The following is a 21,580-nucleotide window of genomic DNA, read 5'->3' as shown; positions in this document are numbered from 1 at the left end:
CGAGATTCACATTTTTTTGAGAGTAAAAGGAAGCAATATGATAGAAGATAAACAATATCCACAACTTTCGATGAATGAGTTTTTTTTTACGTATAGCTTCATATTTGTTTTGCTATTATTCATATCTGTAATTATTTTTTTTAACGATGTTCCAATAACTAACTTTGAAATATTTATCGATAAATATTTAGTCAAGGGAAGAGGAGTATATTCTCATATATACTCCTTTCAATCTGAAATAATCTCAAATTTGTCGATGATTATTGCTCCACTGTTTGCTATTTATCTAGCATTAACTTTGAAGCTCACTTACTCGTCGGAAAATGAAATTATTAATAGTGGAAGGGTAATAGAGAAAAGTGTAAAAAAAACTATATTAATTAAACTTGGCTTTATTATATCAGCTCTGCTTCTTGTAACGATGTGTGTGTTTTTAACATACATATATAATTGGGATCTTGAAGAATCTAAAACCAATACATTATTTGTCAGGGATAACGTAATATGGTTGTTATCCTTAACTTATATAATTTATACTGGGACATTCTTTACACTTTTTGTGCTATTTAGCGTAATACGTCACCCAGTATCTTTATTAAAGTATCATATATACCACCCAAACTTTAATATAATATAATAGAGATAATAAAAATTTGATATTGTTCCTTTAGCAGCAGGTAGATATTCTTAAGTTATTTATTAAGGCCTTTGCAATCTACAATTTCAGAAAATTTCAGGAAGCGTTATTTATAAATTTAAGGAAGCAAAATGATTAACAAAGACACCCAACTTTGCATGTCCCTTTCAGGCAGACCGGGCAATTTTGGCACAACATTCCATAACTATCTATATCAAAAACTCGGGCTTAATTTTATCTATAAAGCCTTTACTACCACGGATATTGAAAGCGCCGTCAAAGGCATTCGTGCACTTGGTATTCGAGGTTGTGCCGTTTCAATGCCTTTTAAAGAAAGCTGCATGCCATTTTTAGATGAAATCTCCCCTTCTGCACAAGCCATTCAGTCTGTGAATACCATTGTGAATGATCAAGGTTTTCTTCGTGCTTACAACACCGACTATATTGCCATTGTTAAACTTATCGAAGAATATCAATTAGATAAAAAGAGTAGAGTGATTGTACAAGGCAGTGGTGGTATGGCAAAAGCCGTCGTCGCAGCCTTTAAAAACAGTGGATTTGAGCATCTTAAGATTTTTGCTCGAAATGAAAAAACAGGTAAAAATTTAGCCGCACTTTATGACTATGAATATATCCCATCTTTAGGCAATCAATCGGCAGACATTTTAGTCAACGTTACGCCAATTGGGATGAAAGGTGGAAAAGAAGAATTTAATCTCGCCTTTCCTGAAAATCTTATTCAACAAGCTCAAACCGCTTTTGATGTGGTGGCGATTCCTGCTGAAACACCATTTATCCAATTTGCTCAACAGCAAGGGAAACAAACGATTTCTGGTGCAGAAGTGATTGTGCTACAAGCTGTTGAACAATTTGAGCTCTACACAGGCATTCGACCTGATGACCAATTAATCGCCGAAGCCGCCGCTTTTGCTCGAAAAAATAGTTAAAAAATAAACCGCACTTCTAAAAAGTGCGGTTCTTTTTATCTGAGTTTTACGCTAACAATTTTCTTGCTGCTTCCACCACCACAGATACTGCTTTATCTTCCGTATCTTTCATGGTGGCTTCATTTGGAATTTCTTGTTGTGTACGGTTTACAATCACACCAGCTACCATACCTGCTCGTAAGCCAAGGGCATTACACATCGTAAATAATGTGGCTGATTCCATCTCATAGTTCATCACATTGAGATCTTGCCATTGTTTTAACAAGCCTTGGTAATCACGATATACTTTACCACTGTAGGTATCATAACGTTCTTGACCTGGATAGAAGGTATCTGAAGAGGCTGTAATTCCTACAAATGGCTCAATACCTTTTTCTTTAGCTGCATTGTAAAGTGCAGTGGTACATTCAAAATTTGCTACCGCTGGATATTCAATTGGCGCAAAGTGACGGCTTGCACCATCAAGACGAACTGCACCCGTTGTAACAAGAATATCGCCCACATTAATATGCGGTTGAATCGCACCTGTTGTGCCAATACGTAAAAATGTACGCACACCAAGCTGAGCCAGCTCTTCCACACAGATAGATGTAGAAGGGCCACCAATACCGGTTGAACACACCACCACCGGTTGACCATTTAAATAGCCTAACCAAGAAGTGAACTCACGTGTACTTGCAAGAAACTCAGGGTTATCAAGTTTTTTAGCAATACGTTCGCTACGTGCAGGATCCCCTGGCACGATAGCTAATGTGGCACCTTTCAGTTGTGCTTTAGTCAAGTTTAAGTGAAATACATCAGACATAATAATCTCCTTTTTATCATTCTTGCCGCAAAGTGCGGTCAAATTTTCATTATTTTTTCAATGCCCCTAAGATACCACGCATGATTTGTTTGGTCACTTCATTACGAATATTGCGACCGACTGATTTTGCCACGCTATTCACAATTTGTTCTGTCGGAGAAAGTTTATCCCCACGTTTTTGTGTTCCAAAAATCATTCGGCTTAAGCGACCAAATAAACCGCTTTCTTCCTCTTGTTGCGCTTGTTCGGCTTGTTTTTGTTGTACTGCCGCTAAATCCGCTTGAGCATTTAATACTTCGAAGGCAGACTCATTATCCACGTAATCTTTATAGAATGCATAAAGATCATCGTCTTTCACCCAAGCAGCTCGCTCTTCTTCAGTAATCGGGGCTAGTTGGCTTTTCGGCGGATAAACATAAGCCACTTCAACTGGCGTTGGCATACCTTTTTCATCTAAGAATGAAATCAATGCTTGGCCCACACCTAAAGTTGAAATGGTTTCAACCACATTGACAGCAGGATTTGAACGGAACGTTTCTGCTGCGGATTTCACCGCTTTTTGATCGCGTGGCGTGAAAGCACGTAATGCGTGTTGAACGCGGTTACCTAATTGGCCTAACACGGTATCCGGTAAATCTAATGGGTTTTGGGTCACAAAATAAATCCCCACACCTTTAGAACGAATCAAGCGAACCACTTGCTCCACTTTGTCCACCAACACACTCGGTGCACCATCAAAGAGTAAGTGTGCTTCATCGAAGAACATCACAAATTTTGGTTTCTCTGGATCGCCGACTTCCGGCAATTGCTCAAATAATTCAGACATCAACCAAAGCAAGAACGCACTATACATTCTTGGGGAATTAATTAATTTTTCAGAATTTAAAACATTGATCACACCACGACCATCACGGGTTTGTAACCAATCTTCAAGATTTAATGCCGGCTCACCAAAAAGATTGGTCGCCCCTTCATTTTCAAGTGTCAGTAAGGCACGTTGAATCGCCCCTACACTCGCGGCTGAAACATTACCATATTCTACTTGGAAGGTTTTTGCATTCTCTCCCACAAATTTAAGCATTGCGCGTAAATCTTTTAAGTCGATGAGTAACAAACCTTTGTCATCTGCCACACGGAATACGAGGTTTAATAAGCCTTCTTGAGTTGCGTTTAAATTTAATAAACGGGAAAGTAATAATGGTCCCATTTCAGAAATCGTGGTGCGAAGTGGAATACCGGTTTCACCGAATACATCCCAAAATGACACAGGATAGCCATTTAAATAACTCTCGCCACCTAAATCAAATTGCTCAATGCGTTCCGCCACTTTGCCACTGAATGTGCCCGCTTTGACTAAACCAGACAAATCGCCTTTTACATCAACTAAAAAGACCGGCACGCCATCATCACTGAACGCTTCCGCCATTTTTCGTAGTGTGACAGTTTTCCCCGTCCCTGTCGCTCCAGCGATCAGACCGTGACGGTTTGCCATTTTTGCGGTAATACCAAGGGTTTGACCTTGTTCGGTACGCGCGAGAGAATATTGCATAAAGATTCCTTTGTTTTGTTGGTTTTATTTAAACGAATAATAAGGAAAAAACGAAGTGCGGTCAAAATTTAAGTGATTTTACGGTATAATTTCTCAAAACTAATTAAAAGCAGGAAAAATAGATGTCAAACGCAAAAATTCTTATTATTAAAACAGGATTGATAGAAACCTTAACATTCCCTGATGGCAGCTCATATGAAAGTGCTATCCGTAAAAAACCGGTACCCATGGTAAAAGTGCACACGCTGGGTGCAGAAGGTAACGATGTGGGCTTAAAAGCCCATCACGGTGGTGTTGATAAAGCCTTGTTTTTTATGTCTGATGTGTCTTTCCCTGCTTTAAACGCACTACTTGGTGAAAAGTTTGATTTTCACGGTAGCGCGATTTATGGTGAAAACTTTGTGGTATCTGGCTTACATGAAGATAATGTCTGTATAGGCGATCGTTACAAAATTGGCACCACGCTTTTAGAAGTGTCTCAACCACGTAAACCTTGCGAACGTTTATCTCATAATACCAAGAATGAGAATACAAGAGAGGTAATTCGTCAGTCCGGTTGGACAGGTTGGTATGTTCGCGTGATCGAAGAAGGTGAAATTCATCAAGGCGATGAACTCATCTTGCAACACCGTCCTTACCCAGAATGGACAATTCGTCGCTTAAATACGTTACTTTCTGCCCCTTCAAGCAATTCAGAATTAGAGGAAGCCTTAGCCATTGAGGAACTAGCAGCGGCATTTAAACGTTCTATTCATTCACAATTACGTAATTTACAAAAGGCAGCCTAAAATGTCGGCTAAAACGACCGCACTTTGTCCGTGCCAATCTTCGCTTTCTTACGAAGATTGTTGCGGACGCTTTCATTCAGACAATATGTTTCCAGAAACAGCGGAACAACTTATGCGTTCCCGCTATTCAGCGTTTGTGCTTAAAAAGATTCCTTATATCGTGCAAACCACTGTGCCAAGCCAACAAACGTTATTAGATGAAAAAGCCCTGCAAGATTGGGCGGATGAAACGCAATGGCTCGGTTTAGACATTGTCAAAGCAGAAGCCTTAACCAAAACACAAAGTGCGGTTGAATTTAAAGCACATTTTCAAGGCAACAAACAGCCGCAAGTACATCACGAATATTCTCTTTTTGTAAAAATTGATGGTCGTTGGTACTTTGTTGATCCCACTGTGCCGCTCCCAAGCAATAAACAGCCTTGTGTTTGTGGCTCAGGGAAGAAATTTAAACATTGTTGCGGAGGCTTGCTCTAATGACCTTAACCTCTTTTCTCGCATTATTCTGGCAGCGTTCTCAAGAAAATAAATTAACGCAAGCTGCCGGTTCACTCACCTACAGCACCATGCTCGCTATCGTGCCATTAATTATGGTGGTGTTTTCAATTTTCTCTGCTTTTCCCGTTTTTAACGAAGTCACTGGTGCATTGAAAGAATTCATCTTCACCAATTTCGCCCCTTCCGCGAGCGATGTTGTAGGGCAATATATTGATGAATTCGTCCGTAACTCCAAGCAAATGAGTGCCGTGGGGATTGTGAGTTTGATTTTAGTGGCATTGATGCTCATTAACTCCATCGACCGTACACTCAATGGTATTTGGCAAGACACTAGTAATCGCCCGATTTTTACGTCATTTGCTATTTATTGGCTCATTTTAACGCTCGGCCCGCTTTTAATCGGTACTAGCATTGCGGCAAGTTCCTATGTTAAAGCCATGTTCGAGCAATCTGAAACGCTCTCTTTTGGCTTAAAACTCCTCAGCTTTGTGCCATTTCTTTCTACTTGGTTTATTTTCACGCTCATTTATATGGTCGTGCCAAATAAGAAAGTGAGCATCAAACACTCTGCAGCAGGCGCATTAATTGCGGCAATTTTCTTTACCTTAGGAAAACAAGCCTTTACTTGGTACATCGCCACCTTCCCGTCTTATCAATTAATTTATGGTGCCATGGCGACACTGCCAATCATGTTATTGTGGATTCAAATCAGCTGGACAGTAGTGTTATTGGGTGCGCAATTAGCCGCAGTACTGGCAGAAGTGCGGTCAACGAATCAAACAAATTTAGAGGAAGTAAAATGATTGCATTAATCCAGCGTGTAACACAGGCTAAAGTGGAAGTTGAAGGTCAAATTGTGGGACAAATCGGCAAGGGATTATTGGTCTTATTAGGCGTGGAAAAAGAAGATGACCAAGCCAAGGCGGATAAACTTGCCGAGAAAGTATTAAATTACCGTATTTTCAGCGATGAAAATGACAAAATGAATTTAAATGTTCAACAAATCGGTGGCGAAGTGCTTGTGGTATCCCAATTTACCCTAGCTGCAGACACGCAAAAAGGGCTACGACCAAGTTTCTCAAAAGGTGCCGCACCAGCCTTGGCTAACGAATTGTATGAGTATTTTTCGCAAAAATGTGCAGAAAAAGTCGCGGTTGCTAACGGACAATTTGCAGCAGATATGCAAGTAACGCTAACCAATGATGGCCCGGTTACATTTTGGTTAAATATCTGAATAAAGAGAAAAATCGCTATTTTTTTCAAAGCAAAGGAAACTCTTTCTTTGATCGCATTGTCGTATTAACGCTCAAATGCATATAACAATTTCAAATCCCATCCATAATTGCGTTGGTAATCCCCTTATTTTATGGGTAAACTAGGGCGGTTTGATCTGGATCTTCTTAAAGTTTAGCTTGTAATAAAATGAAAAAAATTTCGTTAAAAATAACCGCACTTTTGCTTGGATGGATGAGTTTTTCAGCCCTTGCAGAACAAACCGTAGATATTGAGATCCGCGGTATTAAGGGTGAACGCGCCATTAGCAATACTGACATGAATGTCAATCTCATTGATAAAGGCGAGATGAACGACTCAGATCGGTATAAACAATTAGTTTCAGATGCTGTCGATAAAGGCCTTCGAGTCTTCGGTTATTATGGTTCCTCCGTGACCTTTGAACTGAAAAAACGCAAAGGTCAACGAGATTTACTTATTGCTAATGTCACCCCGGGTGAGCCAAGTAAAATTGCGGGAACAGACGTTGAAATTACAGGCGAAGCCGCAGAAGATGAAAACTTCACGGCGCTCCGTAAAAACTTGCCAAAACAAGGGGAGTTAGTTGAGCATCAAAAATACGATGACTATAAAAGCAGCATTTCAAACCTTGCACTAGCTCGTGGTTATCTTGACGGAAAATTCCAAATTTCTCGCTTAGAAATCAGCCCAGAAACGCATGAAGCATGGTGGCGCATGCTGTTTGATAGTGGCGTACGTTATCATTATGGCAATATCACCTTCAACCATTCCCAAATTCGCGAAGATTATTTGCAAAACATGCTCAACATCAAATCTGGCGATCCTTATTTAGTCAGTGATTTATCTGAATTAACCAATAATTTTTCTTCCACCAACTGGTTTAGCTCCGTACTTTTACAACCGCATGTCCGAGAAGAAGATAAATTAGTCGATATCGAACTTTTACTTTATCCACGTAAGAAAAACTCAATGGAGCTTGGGGTCGGTTTTGCGACTGATACAGGCCCTCATGTCCAAATTGGTTGGACAAAACCTTGGATCAATAGCCGAGGCCATAGTTTCCGTACAAATCTTTACGTCTCTGCACCAAAACAAAACTTTGAAGCCACCTATAAAATGCCATTGTTGAAAAATCCATTAAATTATTATTATGAATTTTCAACCGGTTATGAAAAAGAAAATAAAAACGATACGGATACCAAAGCCCTCACTTTCGCTGCATTACGCTATTGGAATAATAGCGAGGGTTGGCAATATTTTGCGGGTCTTCGTGTCCGTTATGACAGCTACACACAAGCTGATTTCACCGATAAAACCTTCCTGGTTTATCCAACTGGGGGCTTTAACCGTACCCGTTTAAGAGGTGGCCAATTCCCAACATGGGGAGATACCCAAAAAATCACGGTTGATTTAGGGAATAAGCTTTGGATGTCAGAAGCCAATTTCTTTAAAATTCAAGCTTCCACAGCGTGGATTCGTACTTATGCCGAAAATCACCGTTTTATTACCCGTGCAGAAATTGGTTATTTAAATACCGCGGATATTCGTAAAATTCCACCGGCATTACGTTTCTTTGCGGGGGGCGATCGCAGTGTGCGAGGTTATGGCTACAAGAAAATCTCACCGAAAAATAAAGATGGAAAATTAGTCGGCGGCTCTCGCTTAGTAACAGGTAGCCTTGAATATCAATATCAAGTTTACCCAAATTGGTGGGGAGCAGTATTTGCGGATACAGGCTTAGCCGCAGATGCTTACAAAGCAAATGAGTTACGCTACGGCGCAGGTTTCGGTGTACGTTGGGCATCGCCAGTTGGCGCCATCAAATTTGATATTGCAACGCCAATTCGAGATAAAGATAACAGCAAAAACATTCAATTTTACATTGGCTTAGGGGCTGAAATTTAGGGTATGACTATGTCTGAACAAGAAAAACAACCAGATAACCAAACCACACAACCCGTTAAAAAGAAAAAGACCTGCCGTAAAATTTTATGTGTCGGAAGTGCGGTCATTTTTGTCCCTGTTTTAGGCTTAGTCACAGCGCTTTCTTTTGATAGTGGACAACGTGCACTTATTCAACTCGCCGATAAAATGCTCGATAGCTTATCTATTGAGCAAGTCAGCGGTGGCTTACAAGATGGTTTAGTCTTAGAAAATTTACGTTTTCAAACAACCGGCGTAGATGTGGCACTCCCTAAAACGCGATTACAACTGAATTTAGCTCGTTTACTTTCGGGTGATATTATTGTTGATGATCTCAGCTTAACGCAGCCGAAAATTGCCATTGATACCAGTGTCATGCCACCTTCTGAAGAGAAACAAACGGAAAGTGGTCCAATGGAAAAAATCCATTTACCGGTTTCTGTGCAAGTGAAAAATGTGGCGATTACTGACTTTGATATGAAACTCGATCAAAGCAATATTACGTTTTCGTCTTTTCAAAGTGCGATCAGTTTAAACAATGAATCTGGCCTTACCCTTGAGCCCACCACGCTTTCAGACGTGCTTTTCTCAACTGTCTCCCAAACTCAACCGAATACACCTCAACCTAAGAAAAAAGAACCCGCTAAACCCGTTGATTGGGCGCAAATTGAGCAAACACTCACACCGGCTTTTTTAGGTAATTTAAATGCGGTGAACTTGCCTTTTGATATGCACATTCCAAGTTTTTTGGGTACAAACTGGCAATATCAATCGCTCAATGAAAAAGGCAAAGAAATCCAAAAAATCACTGTGCCTAAAGTGGAATTGCAAGCAGATGCCACCGATCATTTAGTGAAATTACAAAAACTCGACATTGACAGCTCTCTTGGTACACTTTCGAGCCAAGGGCAACTCCGGCTCAATGAAGATTTTCCGGTTGATCTCACATTAAAATCTGATCTCCAAGCCTTTAAATCAAAAGACAAAACTATTCTGCCTGCTAGCAAAGTTGATCTCAATTTATCGGGTTCCTTGAAAAAAACAACCGCACTTTCGTTAACCACACAGGGTGTGCTTGATGCCACCTTAACAGGTGATGTGAAACTGGCCGAAGATAAAATGCCATTAAATCTGCAGTTAAAAGCGAAAAAAGGTCAATACGCTTTTGCAGATAGCCTTGCACCGCTCAAAATTAACGATGTTGATATTAAACTCACGGGCGATTTATTGAATTATCACGCAGAGGTTGTTGGTGGCGTGGAGGGTATGGATCATATCCCTCATACTCACGTTGATTTAAATGTAGACGGTAAACTCTACGAAGTCACCATCAACGAATTAAAACTTGCTGCCCTAGATGGTACCGCACGTTTAACAGGTTCCTCAAACTGGAAAGATAGCGCACAATGGGATGTGACGGCTGATTTAAATAAAATGAACATTCGTCCTTACGTGCCTGCCATGCCAGCCGTATTATCGGGCAAAGTGAGCTCTCAAGGTTCCGCAGATTCCAATCATTGGAAAGTGGATGTGCCTACCGTGGATTTAACCGGTAGCCTCTCTTCTCGTCCATTAAGCTTAAAAGGTAGCGTCTTTTTAAGTCATGAAACCTTATTAAATATTCCTGATTTATTGCTGAACTATGGCGATAACCGCATTGCGGCAAAAGGTACATTAGGTGATAAATCAAACCTAGATTTAGATATCAACGCACCAAGTTTACGTGGTCTGTGGCAAGATTTAGCGGGTTCCGTAGTCGGCAAAGCACAGATTTTAGGGAAACTTACTGCGCCAACCATTAATACTGATTTAACGGCACAAGGCTTGAACTTCCAAGGATTAGACTTATCTAAAGCCGTAATTAAAGGTAATGTTGTCAGTGAACCACAAGTGAAAGGTGAACTTAACGTCAAAGCGGAAAGCTTCCGTTATGGTGACAGCATCAAATTACATAATATTGATTTGAATGCATCAGGTGATGAAAAACATCATACGCTCACCTTAAAATCAAAAGGTGAACCTGTTGCAGCTGATTTACAAATCTCGGGGAATTTTGACCGCACTTCTCAGCAATGGAAAGGTAATTTAAGTCAAGTGAGCCTAAACTCACCTATCGGTGATTTTAAAGTGAATCAAACCATTCCAGTGACTTATGACAATAAAAAAATCCAAGCCACCATTGGGTCACACTGCTGGATTAACCAAGACTTAGATCTGTGCTTCCCTCAACAATTTACGGCAGGGAAAAACGGCGAAGTCCCTTTTGAGCTTAAACGCATCAATTTAGATTTAGTGAATAAATTGATGGGACAAGACACGCTCAAAGGCCAGTTACAAAGCCGAGGTAAAGTGGCATGGTTCACAGATAAACCGTTACAACTGAATGTGGCAGTGGAAGGTAATAACATTGGTGTAGCACAAAAATTAGACTACCGTACCTTTAAGCTAGATATTCCTAAATTAAGTGTGAATGCTGATATTCAAAATAACAATTTAACCTTGAAATCTGACATTAACGTTCAAAATCAAGGTCGAATCGGCACAGACTTAAAAATTAATGATTTAAGTAAAGGCCGTCAATTAGGCGGTACCTTTACCATTGGAGGTTTACGCTTATCTTTAGCCAATCAACTTTTCTCTAGCGGGGAAAGCCTAGATGGTGAAGTGGTCTCACGCTTAAGTTTTGGTGGTAATTTAGAAAAACCATTATTAAATGGCAATTTCGATATTCGAAATGTGAAAACAAAACTGAAAAGCCTGCCTTTTGATGTGACTGATGGCCAAGTCGCAATTCGCTTTAATGGCACCTCTTCAACCTTAAATGGTCATGTTCAAACACCTGATAGCAAACTCAACATCAACGGACAAGCTAACTGGGCTCACATGGATAACTGGACGGCAGAAGTTAGAGCGCAAGCAGATAATTTCAAAGTTGATATTCCATCCATGGCGAAATTAAAAGTCAGCCCAAATGTGGTTGTCAAAGCCTCACCAAAACTCTTAGATTTGAGTGGTAATGTGGATATTCCATGGGCGAGAATTGCCATTGAAAGCTTACCGGACAATGCTGAACCAGTGAGTGAAGATGAAGTCATTTTAAATGGCCCAAGAAAAAGTAAAGAAGAACTCATTAATCGCCAATTTGCTTCAGAAACTAAATCGGGCATGCAAATTCAATCTGATTTAAAAATTAAAATCGGTGATGATGTGCATTTAGATGCCTATGGTTTAAAAACCAATTTGAATGGCTTACTTTCTGTGAAACAGGATAAAGGCAAATTAGGATTATTCGGTCAAATTAACCTGAAAAATGGTCGTTATGCTTCTTTTGGACAGGATTTATTAATTCGTAAAGGACAAATCAGCTTCTCTGGTTTACCTTCACAACCGATGTTAAATATTGAAGCGATTCGTAACCCAGAAGCGATGGAAGACAGTAAAGTGACCGCGGGGGTAAAAGTGATTGGTCTGGCATCCAGCCCACAAGTCACCATTTTCTCTGACCCGGCTAAACCTCAAGACCAAGCGCTTTCCTATTTATTAACCGGTCGATCATTAGAAAACAGTGGTGAAGCAGGTTCTAGCGGTTCTGTCGGTGCGGCATTACTTGGCTTAGGTTTGGCGAAAAGTGGTAAAGTAGTCAGCGGTATTGGCGAAGCCTTTGGTATTCAAGACTTAAACTTAGGCACTGCCGGTGTTGGGGATAGCTCTAAAGTGCAAGTTAGTGGTAATATTGGTAAACGCTTACAAGTGAAATACGGTGTAGGATTGTTTGATGGCTTAGCCGAAGTGACTTTACGTTACCGCTTAATGCCGCAACTTTATTTCCAATCGGTTTCCAGTACAAACCAAGTTTTTGATTTATTGTATCAATTTGAATTTTAGGAAAGGACATGCATAACGACAAGCAACTGGCTCAACTCGCAGAACCTCATCACCGAGGTGAAGCCCGGGAGATTGCCGCCATTGATTTAGGCTCAAACAGCTTCCACATGATTGTGGCGCGTATTATCAATGGCTCAATCCAGGTGCTTTCTCGTTTAAAACAAAAAGTGAGGCTCGCCGACGGCTTAGATGAGCACAATGTATTAAGCCAAGAAGCCATTGAGCGCGGTGTAAATTGCCTTGCACTTTTTGCTGAGCGCTTACAAGGTTTTGCCCCAGAAGATGTGAATGTCGTAGGCACTTATACCTTACGAAGAGCGGTCAATAATGACGAATTTTTACGTCAGGCTGCCACAGTCTTTCCTTATCCCATTAATATCATCAGCGGTCAAACTGAAGCCAAAACCATTTATGCAGGTGTTTGCCACACTCAACCAGAAAGCGGACGTAAACTGGTCATCGATATTGGTGGTGGCTCAACCGAAATGATCATCGGTGACGATTTCACCCCCTTAGTAGCAGAAAGTCGCCACATGGGCTGTGTGAGCTTTGCCAAAAAATTCTTCCCGAACGGACAAATTTCAAAAGAAAACTTCGAGCAAGCTCGCCAAAGTGCGGTCAATAAAATTGAAGATTTAAGCTGGGAATATCGCAAGCTCGGATGGCAATCGGTGTTAGGTTCGTCAGGCACCATCAAAACCGTCTATCAAGTGATTACCGCAACTCTTGATCCGAACGGTATCATCACCGCTGAACGCTTACAAAATTTAATTGAACGAACCTTACAAGCTTCCCATTTTGAAGAGCTCAACATCGCAGGATTAAACCCTGACCGCGTGGATGTCTTTGTACCAGGCTTAGCTATTTTAAGTGCCGTTTTTGACGTTTTTGGCTTAGAAAATATGCGCTATTCTGACGGCGCTTTGCGTGAAGGGGTGATTTACAGCTTAGAAAAAAACTTCCAAGTTTCAGACATCCGTACTCGTACTGCATTAGGGCTTGCCGAACAATTTAACTTAGATTTAGCGCAAGCTGATCGCGTGGCAAATAGTGCAAAAACCTTAATTGACCAATACATCCATTGGCAAAAACCGCATCTTGCTGATGAAATGAAAAATCTGTTGATTTGGGCGGCACGCTTATTGGAAGTGGGTATTGTGATTAATCATCGCAATGTACAAAAACATTCCGCTTATATTCTGCAGAATATGGAATTACCGGGCTTTGATCGCGAGCAGCAACGCTTATTGGTGAATTTAGTTCGTTATCACACAGGTGCATTTAAAAAGAATGATTTACCGATTTTTGCTCGTTATGCGGATGAAGATGTCCTTGCTTTACTGCTTCTTTTACGTATTTCGGTAATTTTGAATAAATCTCGCCAGGCGACAGATAGCACCGATAAAATTAATCTCAGAATTGACCGCTCTTTACAGACTTGGGAACTGACTTTTGAGAAACATTATTTGGATAACAATCCGTTAGTGTGGAATGAATTGCGCTTAGAAAGCAATTTACTCAAAGATTTAGAACTCAGTTTGATTTTTAACTGATAAAATAGGGGCTTTCGTGCCCTTATTTTTTATCTTGCTCCAACAGCAAGCTATAAATATTGGCGAGATAATAACTCTGCTCTGCTTCGGGAATTTCTTGCGGAATAAAAGAAAGCAAATCGTGGTGAATTTCCAAAACATCAGGAAAAATGACCGCACTTTGCATTTCATCATAAAAGGCTTGATGAAGCGGGGAAACGCAACCCCCTCGTTTTAAACGGGCAAGGCTGTTGGCAATATGCAATAAGAGTGTAATGACGGTCGGAATAGACACATCAATGCGCCAATGATGCTCTAGGCGACTTTGCAAAGTCAGAATAATATCAATAACGTCCTGATCAATCTGACCGCGAATTTTCCAACGGGTTAATTGTTTGAGTAACGACATAACATTCCTTTTTAAGATAGGATAACTTTACCGCTATTTCACAAAATTACCAGTGCACAGATCACAAAATTGAAACAAAGTGAAAAAATTTACGAACTAGGAAAGCAATAAATGATAGATAACAGACTTTTTGAAAAATATGATGGCCTGATTTTTGATATGGATGGCACTTTAATCGACACCATGCCAGTACACGCCCGTGCGTGGAACATGGTGGGGGAACAATTTGGTTATCGTTTTAACAGCCAAATTATGTATGATTTAGGTGGCGCAACTGTGAGCACTATCGCCTCCGCCATTATGCAAGATGCCGGTATGCCACAAGAACGCTTAAATGAAGTCATACAAGCGAAACGCAAACTTTCCTATGAATTGATTCCAACAGAATCAAAATTACTCCCAACCTTTGACGTGGTGCGTCATTACTATCAACAAAAGCCGATTGCGCTCGGTTCAGGCTCGAACCGCCAAATTATTGATATGTTGATGCAAAAATTAGATATCAAACATTACTTTAACGCCATTGTCAGCGCAGATGATGTGAAAGAACATAAACCGCATCCAGAAACCTTTTTACGCTGCGCAGAACTGGCAAAAGCCGAACCATCACGTTGTATCGTCTTTGAAGATGCCGATCTTGGTGTAAAAGCAGGATTAAGTGCAGGAATGGATGTGTTTGATGTCAGAACGCGCGAGATTATTAGAGCCTAATGTGGGACATTTTCTCTTTCAGTTTTTGGGCTGATTTTTGGCAAACCCATGGCTTGTGGCTGATGTTTTTCAGCGCTTTCTTAAGTGCCACCATTTTGCCGGGTAATTCAGAAATTGTGTTTGTCTCCCTGGCTGCGCCAAAAGTATTGGTCGGATCATTATTAAGTGCGGATATTTTTTGGCTTGTTTTTATGGCAACCGCAGGCAATACGCTAGGCAGCCTCACCACTTATTGGATTGGTCGATGGTTTCCGAAAATCGACAGCAAAAATGACCGCACTTTATGGGCAATAAACAAAATACAACGCTATGGCGCCATCACTTTATTATTGAGCTGGTTGCCTATTATCGGGGATGTGTTTTGTGCGGTAGCCGGTTGGCTTAGATTGAATTGGCTAAGTTGTTTGATTTTTATGACGATTGGAAAAGGACTGCGTTATATTGCCTTGCTCTTTTTCAGTTTGCCTTTCGTGTCATAGCTGTGAATAGCCTTTGTGCATAACCTGGTTGTGGGCTAGAATAAAGACGAGTTAATATTCAACAGATAAAAAAACGCCCCTTATCGAGTAAGGGGCAAATAACCTAAGGAACCAATTTTATTAAAACAACTGCAAGTTGCTTGTTCTATAAGACCGACGCTAAAAAGAAAAGTTCAAAGAAATTGTAAAAAAATGTAAAAAAATTTACAAAAACTTGCAATTAATTTACAAATCACTGATTTTCAAGGAAATAAATATGCCATTACTCGACAGTTTTAAAGTGGATCACACCCGTATGAACGCACCTGCCGTGCGCGTTGCCAAAACGATGCGTACCCCAAAGGGCGATGACATCACTGTTTTTGATCTTCGTTTTTGCATTCCAAACAAAGAAATTCTCCCACCAAAAGGGATTCACACCCTTGAGCATTTATTTGCGGGTTTCATGCGTGACCATTTAAATAATGACAATGTAGAAATCATCGATATTTCCCCAATGGGTTGCCGTACAGGTTTTTACATGTCATTAATTGGCACACCAAACGAGCAACAAGTAGCTGATGCATGGTTAGCTTCCATGAAAGATATTTTAACCGTGCAAGACCAAAACCAAATTCCTGAATTAAATGAATACCAATGCGGAACTTACACCGAGCATTCTTTAGAAGAAGCACATGATATTGCTAAAAATGTGATTGCTCGCGGTGTGGGGATTAATAAAAATGACGATTTAGCACTTGATGAATCTTTCTTAAAATAAGGACACAACATGACAATCCTAGGTACAGCATTAACCCCGAATGCTATTAAAGTGATGATGCTTGGCTCTGGTGAACTGGGCAAAGAGGTGGTGATTGAATTACAACGTTTAGGCGTGGAAGTGATTGCCGTCGATCGTTATGAAAACGCCCCAGCACAACAAGTGGCACATCGTGCTTATACGATTTCCATGCTAGATGGTGCAGCACTCAAAGCCTTAGTGGAAAAAGAGCGCCCAGATTACATCGTGCCGGAAGTGGAAGCCATCGCGACAGATACGCTGATTGAATTAGAAAAAGCAGGTTTTAATGTTGTGCCTACCGCCAAAGCCACCAAGCTTACAATGAATCGTGAAGGCATTCGTCGTTTGGCTGCCGAAGAGCTTGGTTTGCCAACCTCACCTTATCAATTTGTCGATAACTTTGCTGACTTCCAAAGTGCGGTTGAAAAAATCGGTATTCCTTGCGTGGTGAAACCGATTATGTCCTCTTCTGGCCACGGTCAAAGTATTTTGAAATCCAAAGACGACTTACAAAAAGCCTGGGATTACGCGCAACAAGGTGGTCGTGCAGGCGCAGGACGCGTGATTGTAGAAGGGTTTGTTAAATTCGATTATGAAATCACCTTACTCACCGTTCGCCACATTAATGGCACCAGCTTCTTAGCGCCAATCGGCCACCGTCAAGAAGATGGCGACTATCGCGAATCTTGGCAACCACAAGCCATGTCTGATGCAGCGTTGAAAAAAGCACAAGACGTAGCAGAGAAAATTACCACTGCATTAGGTGGTCGCGGTATTTTTGGTGTGGAAATGTTTGTATGTGGTGATGAGGTTATCTTCAATGAAGTTTCCCCTCGTCCACACGATACCGGTATGGTCACGCTAATTTCTCAAGAATTATCTGAATTCGCCTTACATGCCCGCGCGATTTTAGGCTTACCTATTCCGGAAATCACCCTCATTAGCCCATCGGCTTCCAAAGCCATCGTGGTAGAAGGCCAATCGAAAAACGTGCAATTTGGCAATATCGCCGAAGTATTGGCTGAACCCCACACCAATATCCGCATTTTCGGCAAAGGTGAAGTCAATGGTCATCGCCGTTTAGGTGTCTTACTCGCTCGTGATATTTCCGTAGAAAAAGCATTGGAAAAAGTAGAGCGTGCTTACGCCAAATTAGATGTAAAATTATAAAACTTACTTAACATAAGCCGTTGAAAATACAAAAAGTGCGGTTAGTTTTTGAGAGGTTTTAAAACTCTTTTAAAAAAGACCGCACTTTAATTTATTGTATTAATTAAAAATCTTCTGCATATTGCATAAAATCAAACTCACCCTCAGCACGTGAGAATAAATGAGCAGCATAATGATCTATTGCCTCTGCTGGATTCGTCAACTTTTTAATACCCATCACATCTGCTCTAGGTATCACATAAACATTACGTTCATCATTATGAGAAGACACAAATAATTGATATCCTGTTTTACTCCCATCATCATTGGAACGGGTATCAAGCAAACATCTTAATTCAAAATATTTTTCATCATTAAATTTATCATCATAGCTTTGTCTAAAAGCATGATGAAATTTATGTTCTAGAAAAGCTGTATATTCAGGAAGTGCAACGCCATGACTATCTTCAAAACCTTCTATAATTGAATGAATGGGCATTAATAATAATGAAGGTAAATTACTTTTATATATATTATGTATTGTATCTTCTGCAATTTCCCATCCTTGACTTACATATAACCAAGAGCACATTATTTCTTTTGGAATATAACGATGAAATCCTCCCATACTTTTGTTACCACTCTTATATGAAAAAGGATCATATTTTATATAATATCCAATATTATTTATTAATATACCAAACTGTGTAATATCTCCCATTACAGGTATATTACTTTTCTCAACCCCATAGAAGAATTTTCCTTTGCTCATATAGGAAAATGATAGTGGCTGAATATATCTAAAAGGACCTATTATATTCTCAAAAAGATCACCCTTTACTATAAAGTTATATCCATCAAATGTTCTTTTAGCATCACTCAGATTTAGCTCACAAAATGGAATTGAATCAAATTCATTATAAAATTCTGTAAACATGTCATTAATTTGTTTTTCTGATAACCCTATCATTTATTTACTCCAAATTTTTCAATAGCAACTAAAACTTCCGCTCTTATTTCATACTGTCGGTTAGCTAAATATTTTCTATAAGTGGCTTGCTTGGTAAGTTTTACTTTCGCCATCTTCCTTGCCACTGCTTCCACCTATTACTTGCTCGTGATAGAACGCTCTTACGATAAGTTGGATGTGAAATTATAAGATTAGCTTAAATATAAGTAGTTCTGAAAATACAAAAAGTGCGGTCAATTTTTGAGAGGTTTTAAAACTCTTTCGATATTATGTAGCAGTTGCACAAAGCTGAAATTGCGGTCACTGAGCTTGTCGAAGTGTAAGTAATTTCAGCTTCTCCGATACACAAAACCAATGCTTCGACAGGCTCAGCAAGCGTTTTGTGCATTTGCTACATAATACCGTAAAAAAACACTTCAAAAACTCACCGCACTTTATTTACGTTCTTGGGCGCGCGTTAGGAAACACGCGTTGGCAAAAGAGTGGTATAATCCCCGCCTAATTTTGGTAGTTGATTTCCAATTACGACAAAATCGTTGGAACTTCATTGCTGACACTTTCCAAGAATCATTCTGTAAACCGACTGTCTCAGCAACTAAACTATCGTGTAGCCAACAGTGCTTTCAATCACACTTCTCTTGAAATTGATACCATGAACAAACTTAAAATGATGTTATTCACCACGGCGTTGGTGAGTTTATTTGCATGTACAACAACGCCGCCCAAAAAACCGCTGAAGACCAGATTTTTAAAGGATAATATTAGCCAAGCAGAATTAAATAATGCCCTTAATTACAAGCAATATCATTATCGTTGTAAGAACTCGGAAACAGGGTCAACCTCATATTTGGCAACCTACTTTCCTCTCTCGGTAGAGAGTCGGATGAAAGATAATTTCGGTTTTTATTTCCAACTGGATGGCGGCAATGCGATGCCGTTTGATCATCTTGCGAATAGAGCATTAAATGCGCGCGGTAGCCGTTTTGAAGTGCTTTATCAATCGTACAACCCTATTCAAGGAAGCACTGTTGATTTGGTGGCGCGTGAACATAGTTCCGTTTATTACAAAAACTATCAAGGCACGCGAAAGGCTTGGTTGAATTGTCAGGGTGGGTAAATATAGATTTTTTTGATGGTACTCGTTTTCCGGCGAGTGCCTAACTCCAAGGAAAAATACCTGAAAAATGAACCGCACTTTTAGATATGACAAACAAAAAGCGCTATCTCTCTCGAAATAGCGCTTTTTTTTAATTTAACAAAAACTTGAATTAGAATTCAAAGTTAGCACCAACGTTATATGCCATACCACCACCGCCATTGGCGTTTACAGCAACACCGGCTTTCATCGCAAATTTTTCATTGAAACGGAAACCGCTACCTACCGCTAAAGCAGTTTTATCACGATAACCACCAACCGCAGCACTTATATTTAGTTTACCGACATTATAAGGTTGGAATAAACCGTTTAATGCTGCTTGTGTAGACAGGCCATTTTTGATTTCACGGCCTAAGCTATCGATGCGGGTATTCAAACCGGCAACATTTGCTCTACTTTCACGAATTTCAGTTTCATGTCTGTCTAACGCGGCTTTATGTGCATTAATCGCATTTTCATGGGTATTTAATACAGCTTTTTGCGCATTGATTGCATTTTCATGAGTTTGGAGTACACCCTCGTGAGTTTTAATCGCACCTTCATGAGTTTGGAGTACACCTTCATGAGTTTGGAGTACACCTTCATGAGTTTTAATCGCACCTTCATGAGTTTGAATTGCTTTCTCATGAGCTTGAATTACTTTCTCATGAGTCTGGATTGCACCCTCGTGAGTTTTAATCGCGCCTTCATGAGTTTGGAGTACACCTTCATGAGTTTTAATCGCGCCTTCATGAGTTTGAATTGCTTTCTCATGATTTTGAATTACGCCTTCATGAGTTTGAATTACTTTTTCATGAGTCTGAATCACGCCTTCATGCGCAGTAATAACGCTATCATGATTATCGATTGTTCTTTTATATTTCACTAATTTGTCATTATGATCTGCCAACTGATCAGAATGGTTATTAATCACTCCCTCATGCGTTTTAATTGCGCCTTCATGCGTTTTAATTGCGCCTTCATGCGTTTGGATCACTTTTTCATGAGCTTGGATTACTTTTTCATGAGCTTGGATTACTTTTTCATGTGCACCGATAACCTTTCCATGACGGGTAACGATTTTATCCAAATCATCTACTGTTGCTGCGGTTGCAGTACCAATACCCATCCCTGCTACAAGCAATGCAATTAAACTACTTTTAAATGTTATATTTTTCATGTTTTCCTTTTAATATAATTAATATAATCTATAGGCAATATAAAATTGTCCTTAGCCCGATTGCATTAAACACTCCTTTGCAATCGATTATTATATTAGCACTAGAATATTTTAACTCAAAGTATTTTCTATTTAACACCATGATTTACAAAACAATACCAAGAAAATAGCTGCACTTTTAACATTAACCATTACGCACATTTCGAGGATATTATTCGTAATGGGATAAAAATTCATTGTTCTTTAGTTTTTCAATGGCGACGATTTCTTTTTTTGTTTCGTCAATTTCCGCCCAAATACTAAACGTTTTCGCCAAATTATCAGCGGTTAATACGCATTGTGTTTCACCGTTGGCAATAATTTGCCCTTTATTCAATAAAATCACTTCATCACAAAATTTATACGCCAAAGAAAGATGATGAATCGCCACCACGCAAGTATGCGTTGGGGTGAGAGATTTGAGCTGTTCCATGATGTCGATTTGGTAGTAAGGATCGAGTGAAGCAATGGGTTCATCGGCAAGCAATAGGGGCGCCTCTTTAATGCAACAACGGGCAAGCTGCACGCGGGCTTTTTTCGCCGCCGGAAAGTTGTTGGAAAGGTTTATCTAATAAATGGGTAACAGAAAACGTTTTAGAAATCGACCGCACTTTGTACTTCTGTATTTTAAATTGTAGTCTGTTTAAATATCAAACAGACTACAAATTTCTAATAACTTAACATCAGAAATTAAACACTTTCTATACTAGCTACCTCTGAGTTTTTTAGATATAAGCATTACTAATACTATTAATGGTGACATCCTAGAAAACATATAGAAATTAAAAGATAGTATATCCTTTATCTCAAGAATAGAAATATCACCTAGATTTATGATAAAGGTAAACACGATAAAACATAAAGATATTATTATAAATCCAGATAGAAAAACAACGAGGGAATAAATAAAA

19 protein-coding genes and 1 pseudogene are annotated in these 21,580 nt (G+C 39.7%); 14 read left to right on the top strand and 6 right to left on the bottom strand.

Going from position 1 to position 21,580, the window contains the following annotated elements; all coding sequences use genetic code 11:
* The first annotated feature begins 37 nt into the window (after positions 1-37).
* A complete protein-coding gene (locus RDV53_RS04215) occupies positions 38-637 on the top strand; it encodes a hypothetical protein (RefSeq protein ID WP_005695010.1) in 600 nt (199 codons plus the stop codon).
* Positions 638-768: 131 nt separating this feature from the next.
* Positions 769-1,584, top strand: a complete 816-nt coding sequence (locus RDV53_RS04210) for a shikimate 5-dehydrogenase (protein ID WP_005695009.1) — start codon at positions 769-771, stop codon at positions 1,582-1,584.
* Between the two features lie 46 nt (positions 1,585-1,630).
* Here RDV53_RS04210 and udp read toward each other — a convergent pair whose 3' ends face one another.
* Both udp and RDV53_RS04200 read right to left on the bottom strand, forming a co-directional pair.
* Complete coding sequence (udp, locus tag RDV53_RS04205) at positions 1,631-2,389, bottom strand: uridine phosphorylase (protein WP_032822476.1); 759 nt, start codon at positions 2,387-2,389, stop codon at positions 1,631-1,633.
* A 49-nt stretch (positions 2,390-2,438) separates the two neighbouring features.
* Positions 2,439-3,938: a helicase HerA-like C-terminal domain-containing protein gene (locus RDV53_RS04200; RefSeq protein WP_005695007.1), complete on the bottom strand. Its 1,500-nt coding sequence runs from the start codon at positions 3,936-3,938 to the stop codon at positions 2,439-2,441.
* Between the two features lie 122 nt (positions 3,939-4,060).
* On the opposite strand from RDV53_RS04200, the gene RDV53_RS04195 reads away from it, so the two are divergent.
* From RDV53_RS04195 to ppx, 7 genes are all read left to right on the top strand, one after another.
* Positions 4,061-4,726 carry an MOSC domain-containing protein gene (locus RDV53_RS04195; RefSeq protein WP_005695006.1) on the top strand — a complete coding sequence of 222 codons (666 nt, stop codon included), beginning with the start codon at positions 4,061-4,063 and terminating at the stop codon, positions 4,724-4,726.
* Between the two features lies 1 nt (position 4,727).
* On the top strand, positions 4,728-5,201 hold the full coding sequence (locus RDV53_RS04190) for a YchJ family protein (protein WP_005695005.1): 474 nt from the start codon (positions 4,728-4,730) through the stop codon (positions 5,199-5,201).
* A complete protein-coding gene (locus RDV53_RS04185; protein ID WP_005695004.1) occupies positions 5,201-6,025 on the top strand; it encodes a virulence factor BrkB family protein in 825 nt (274 codons plus the stop codon). Before RDV53_RS04190 ends, RDV53_RS04185 begins: the two co-directional genes overlap by 1 nt.
* Positions 6,022-6,456: a D-aminoacyl-tRNA deacylase gene (gene dtd / locus RDV53_RS04180; protein WP_005695002.1), complete on the top strand. Its 435-nt coding sequence runs from the start codon at positions 6,022-6,024 to the stop codon at positions 6,454-6,456. The genes RDV53_RS04185 and dtd overlap by 4 nt, the downstream gene beginning before the upstream one ends.
* Positions 6,457-6,644: 188 nt before the next feature.
* A complete protein-coding gene (gene tamA, locus RDV53_RS04175; protein WP_005695001.1) occupies positions 6,645-8,381 on the top strand; it encodes an autotransporter assembly complex protein TamA in 1,737 nt (578 codons plus the stop codon).
* A gap of 3 nt (positions 8,382-8,384) precedes the next feature.
* On the top strand, positions 8,385-12,284 hold the full coding sequence (gene tamB / locus RDV53_RS04170; protein ID WP_005695000.1) for an autotransporter assembly complex protein TamB: 3,900 nt from the start codon (positions 8,385-8,387) through the stop codon (positions 12,282-12,284).
* An 8-nt stretch (positions 12,285-12,292) separates the two neighbouring features.
* Positions 12,293-13,837: an exopolyphosphatase gene (gene ppx, locus RDV53_RS04165; RefSeq protein ID WP_005694999.1), complete on the top strand. Its 1,545-nt coding sequence runs from the start codon at positions 12,293-12,295 to the stop codon at positions 13,835-13,837.
* A gap of 22 nt (positions 13,838-13,859) precedes the next feature.
* On the opposite strand, the gene RDV53_RS04160 is transcribed toward ppx, so the two are convergent.
* A complete protein-coding gene (locus tag RDV53_RS04160) occupies positions 13,860-14,225 on the bottom strand; it encodes a hypothetical protein (protein WP_005694998.1) in 366 nt (121 codons plus the stop codon).
* A 111-nt stretch (positions 14,226-14,336) separates the two neighbouring features.
* Here RDV53_RS04160 and RDV53_RS04155 point away from each other — a divergent pair, with 111 nt between their 5' ends.
* The 4 genes from RDV53_RS04155 to purT all read left to right on the top strand — a co-directional run bounded on the left by RDV53_RS04155 (position 14,337) and on the right by purT (position 17,366).
* Positions 14,337-14,936 carry a beta-phosphoglucomutase family hydrolase gene (locus RDV53_RS04155; RefSeq protein ID WP_005694997.1) on the top strand — a complete coding sequence of 200 codons (600 nt, stop codon included), beginning with the start codon at positions 14,337-14,339 and terminating at the stop codon, positions 14,934-14,936.
* Positions 14,936-15,415 carry a YqaA family protein gene (locus RDV53_RS04150; protein WP_005694996.1) on the top strand — a complete coding sequence of 160 codons (480 nt, stop codon included), beginning with the start codon at positions 14,936-14,938 and terminating at the stop codon, positions 15,413-15,415. Before RDV53_RS04155 ends, RDV53_RS04150 begins: the two co-directional genes overlap by 1 nt.
* A gap of 256 nt (positions 15,416-15,671) precedes the next feature.
* Positions 15,672-16,175, top strand: a complete 504-nt coding sequence (gene luxS / locus RDV53_RS04145) for an S-ribosylhomocysteine lyase (RefSeq protein WP_005694994.1) — start codon at positions 15,672-15,674, stop codon at positions 16,173-16,175.
* Between the two features lie 9 nt (positions 16,176-16,184).
* Positions 16,185-17,366, top strand: coding sequence for a formate-dependent phosphoribosylglycinamide formyltransferase (gene purT / locus RDV53_RS04140; RefSeq protein ID WP_005694993.1), 1,182 nt, complete (start codon positions 16,185-16,187; stop codon positions 17,364-17,366).
* A 103-nt stretch (positions 17,367-17,469) separates the two neighbouring features.
* Here purT and RDV53_RS04135 read toward each other — a convergent pair whose 3' ends face one another.
* The gene (locus RDV53_RS04135; protein WP_005694992.1) at positions 17,470-18,315 is read right to left on the bottom strand and encodes a hypothetical protein; all 846 of its coding nucleotides are present in this window, start codon (positions 18,313-18,315) and stop codon (positions 17,470-17,472) included.
* 652 nt (positions 18,316-18,967) lie between these two features.
* On the opposite strand from RDV53_RS04135, the gene RDV53_RS04130 reads away from it, so the two are divergent.
* Entirely contained in the window at positions 18,968-19,432 is a 465-nt protein-coding gene (locus RDV53_RS04130) for a hypothetical protein (RefSeq protein ID WP_005694990.1), read from the top strand.
* 151 nt (positions 19,433-19,583) lie between these two features.
* Here RDV53_RS04130 and RDV53_RS04125 read toward each other — a convergent pair whose 3' ends face one another.
* The gene (locus RDV53_RS04125; protein ID WP_005694989.1) at positions 19,584-20,630 is read right to left on the bottom strand and encodes a YadA C-terminal domain-containing protein; all 1,047 of its coding nucleotides are present in this window, start codon (positions 20,628-20,630) and stop codon (positions 19,584-19,586) included.
* A gap of 211 nt (positions 20,631-20,841) precedes the next feature.
* Positions 20,842-21,271, bottom strand: a pseudogene (locus tag RDV53_RS04120) (ATP-binding cassette domain-containing protein); the annotation flags it as partial.
* Between the last annotated feature and the right edge of the window lie 309 nt (positions 21,272-21,580).

The organism is Haemophilus parainfluenzae ATCC 33392, from assembly GCF_031191205.1.
Taxonomy (GTDB): Bacteria; Pseudomonadota; Gammaproteobacteria; order Enterobacterales; family Pasteurellaceae; genus Haemophilus_D; species Haemophilus_D parainfluenzae.
This window is presented reverse-complemented; position numbering and strand designations above follow the sequence as displayed.

Bases quoted from the DNA above. Each gene is read 5' to 3' on its own strand.
- RDV53_RS04130 (WP_005694990.1), top strand. From the start codon at position 18,968: ATGAACAAACTTAAAATGATGTTATTCACCACGGCGTTGGTGAGTTTA.
- purT (WP_005694993.1), top strand. From the start codon at position 16,185: ATGACAATCCTAGGTACAGCATTAACCCCGAATGCTATTAAAGTGATG.
- udp (WP_032822476.1), bottom strand. From the start codon at position 2,389: ATGTCTGATGTATTTCACTTAAACTTGACTAAAGCACAACTGAAAGGT.
- RDV53_RS04135 (WP_005694992.1), bottom strand. From the start codon at position 18,315: ATGATAGGGTTATCAGAAAAACAAATTAATGACATGTTTACAGAATTT.
- RDV53_RS04190 (WP_005695005.1), top strand. From the start codon at position 4,728: ATGTCGGCTAAAACGACCGCACTTTGTCCGTGCCAATCTTCGCTTTCT.
- tamB (WP_005695000.1), top strand. From the start codon at position 8,385: ATGACTATGTCTGAACAAGAAAAACAACCAGATAACCAAACCACACAA.
- tamA (WP_005695001.1), top strand. From the start codon at position 6,645: ATGAAAAAAATTTCGTTAAAAATAACCGCACTTTTGCTTGGATGGATG.
- RDV53_RS04215 (WP_005695010.1), top strand. From the start codon at position 38: ATGATAGAAGATAAACAATATCCACAACTTTCGATGAATGAGTTTTTT.
- RDV53_RS04185 (WP_005695004.1), top strand. From the start codon at position 5,201: ATGACCTTAACCTCTTTTCTCGCATTATTCTGGCAGCGTTCTCAAGAA.
- RDV53_RS04200 (WP_005695007.1), bottom strand. From the start codon at position 3,938: ATGCAATATTCTCTCGCGCGTACCGAACAAGGTCAAACCCTTGGTATT.
- luxS (WP_005694994.1), top strand. From the start codon at position 15,672: ATGCCATTACTCGACAGTTTTAAAGTGGATCACACCCGTATGAACGCA.
- RDV53_RS04150 (WP_005694996.1), top strand. From the start codon at position 14,936: ATGTGGGACATTTTCTCTTTCAGTTTTTGGGCTGATTTTTGGCAAACC.
- RDV53_RS04155 (WP_005694997.1), top strand. From the start codon at position 14,337: ATGATAGATAACAGACTTTTTGAAAAATATGATGGCCTGATTTTTGAT.
- ppx (WP_005694999.1), top strand. From the start codon at position 12,293: ATGCATAACGACAAGCAACTGGCTCAACTCGCAGAACCTCATCACCGA.
- RDV53_RS04160 (WP_005694998.1), bottom strand. From the start codon at position 14,225: ATGTCGTTACTCAAACAATTAACCCGTTGGAAAATTCGCGGTCAGATT.
- RDV53_RS04210 (WP_005695009.1), top strand. From the start codon at position 769: ATGATTAACAAAGACACCCAACTTTGCATGTCCCTTTCAGGCAGACCG.
- RDV53_RS04125 (WP_005694989.1), bottom strand. From the start codon at position 20,630: ATGAAAAATATAACATTTAAAAGTAGTTTAATTGCATTGCTTGTAGCA.
- dtd (WP_005695002.1), top strand. From the start codon at position 6,022: ATGATTGCATTAATCCAGCGTGTAACACAGGCTAAAGTGGAAGTTGAA.
- RDV53_RS04195 (WP_005695006.1), top strand. From the start codon at position 4,061: ATGTCAAACGCAAAAATTCTTATTATTAAAACAGGATTGATAGAAACC.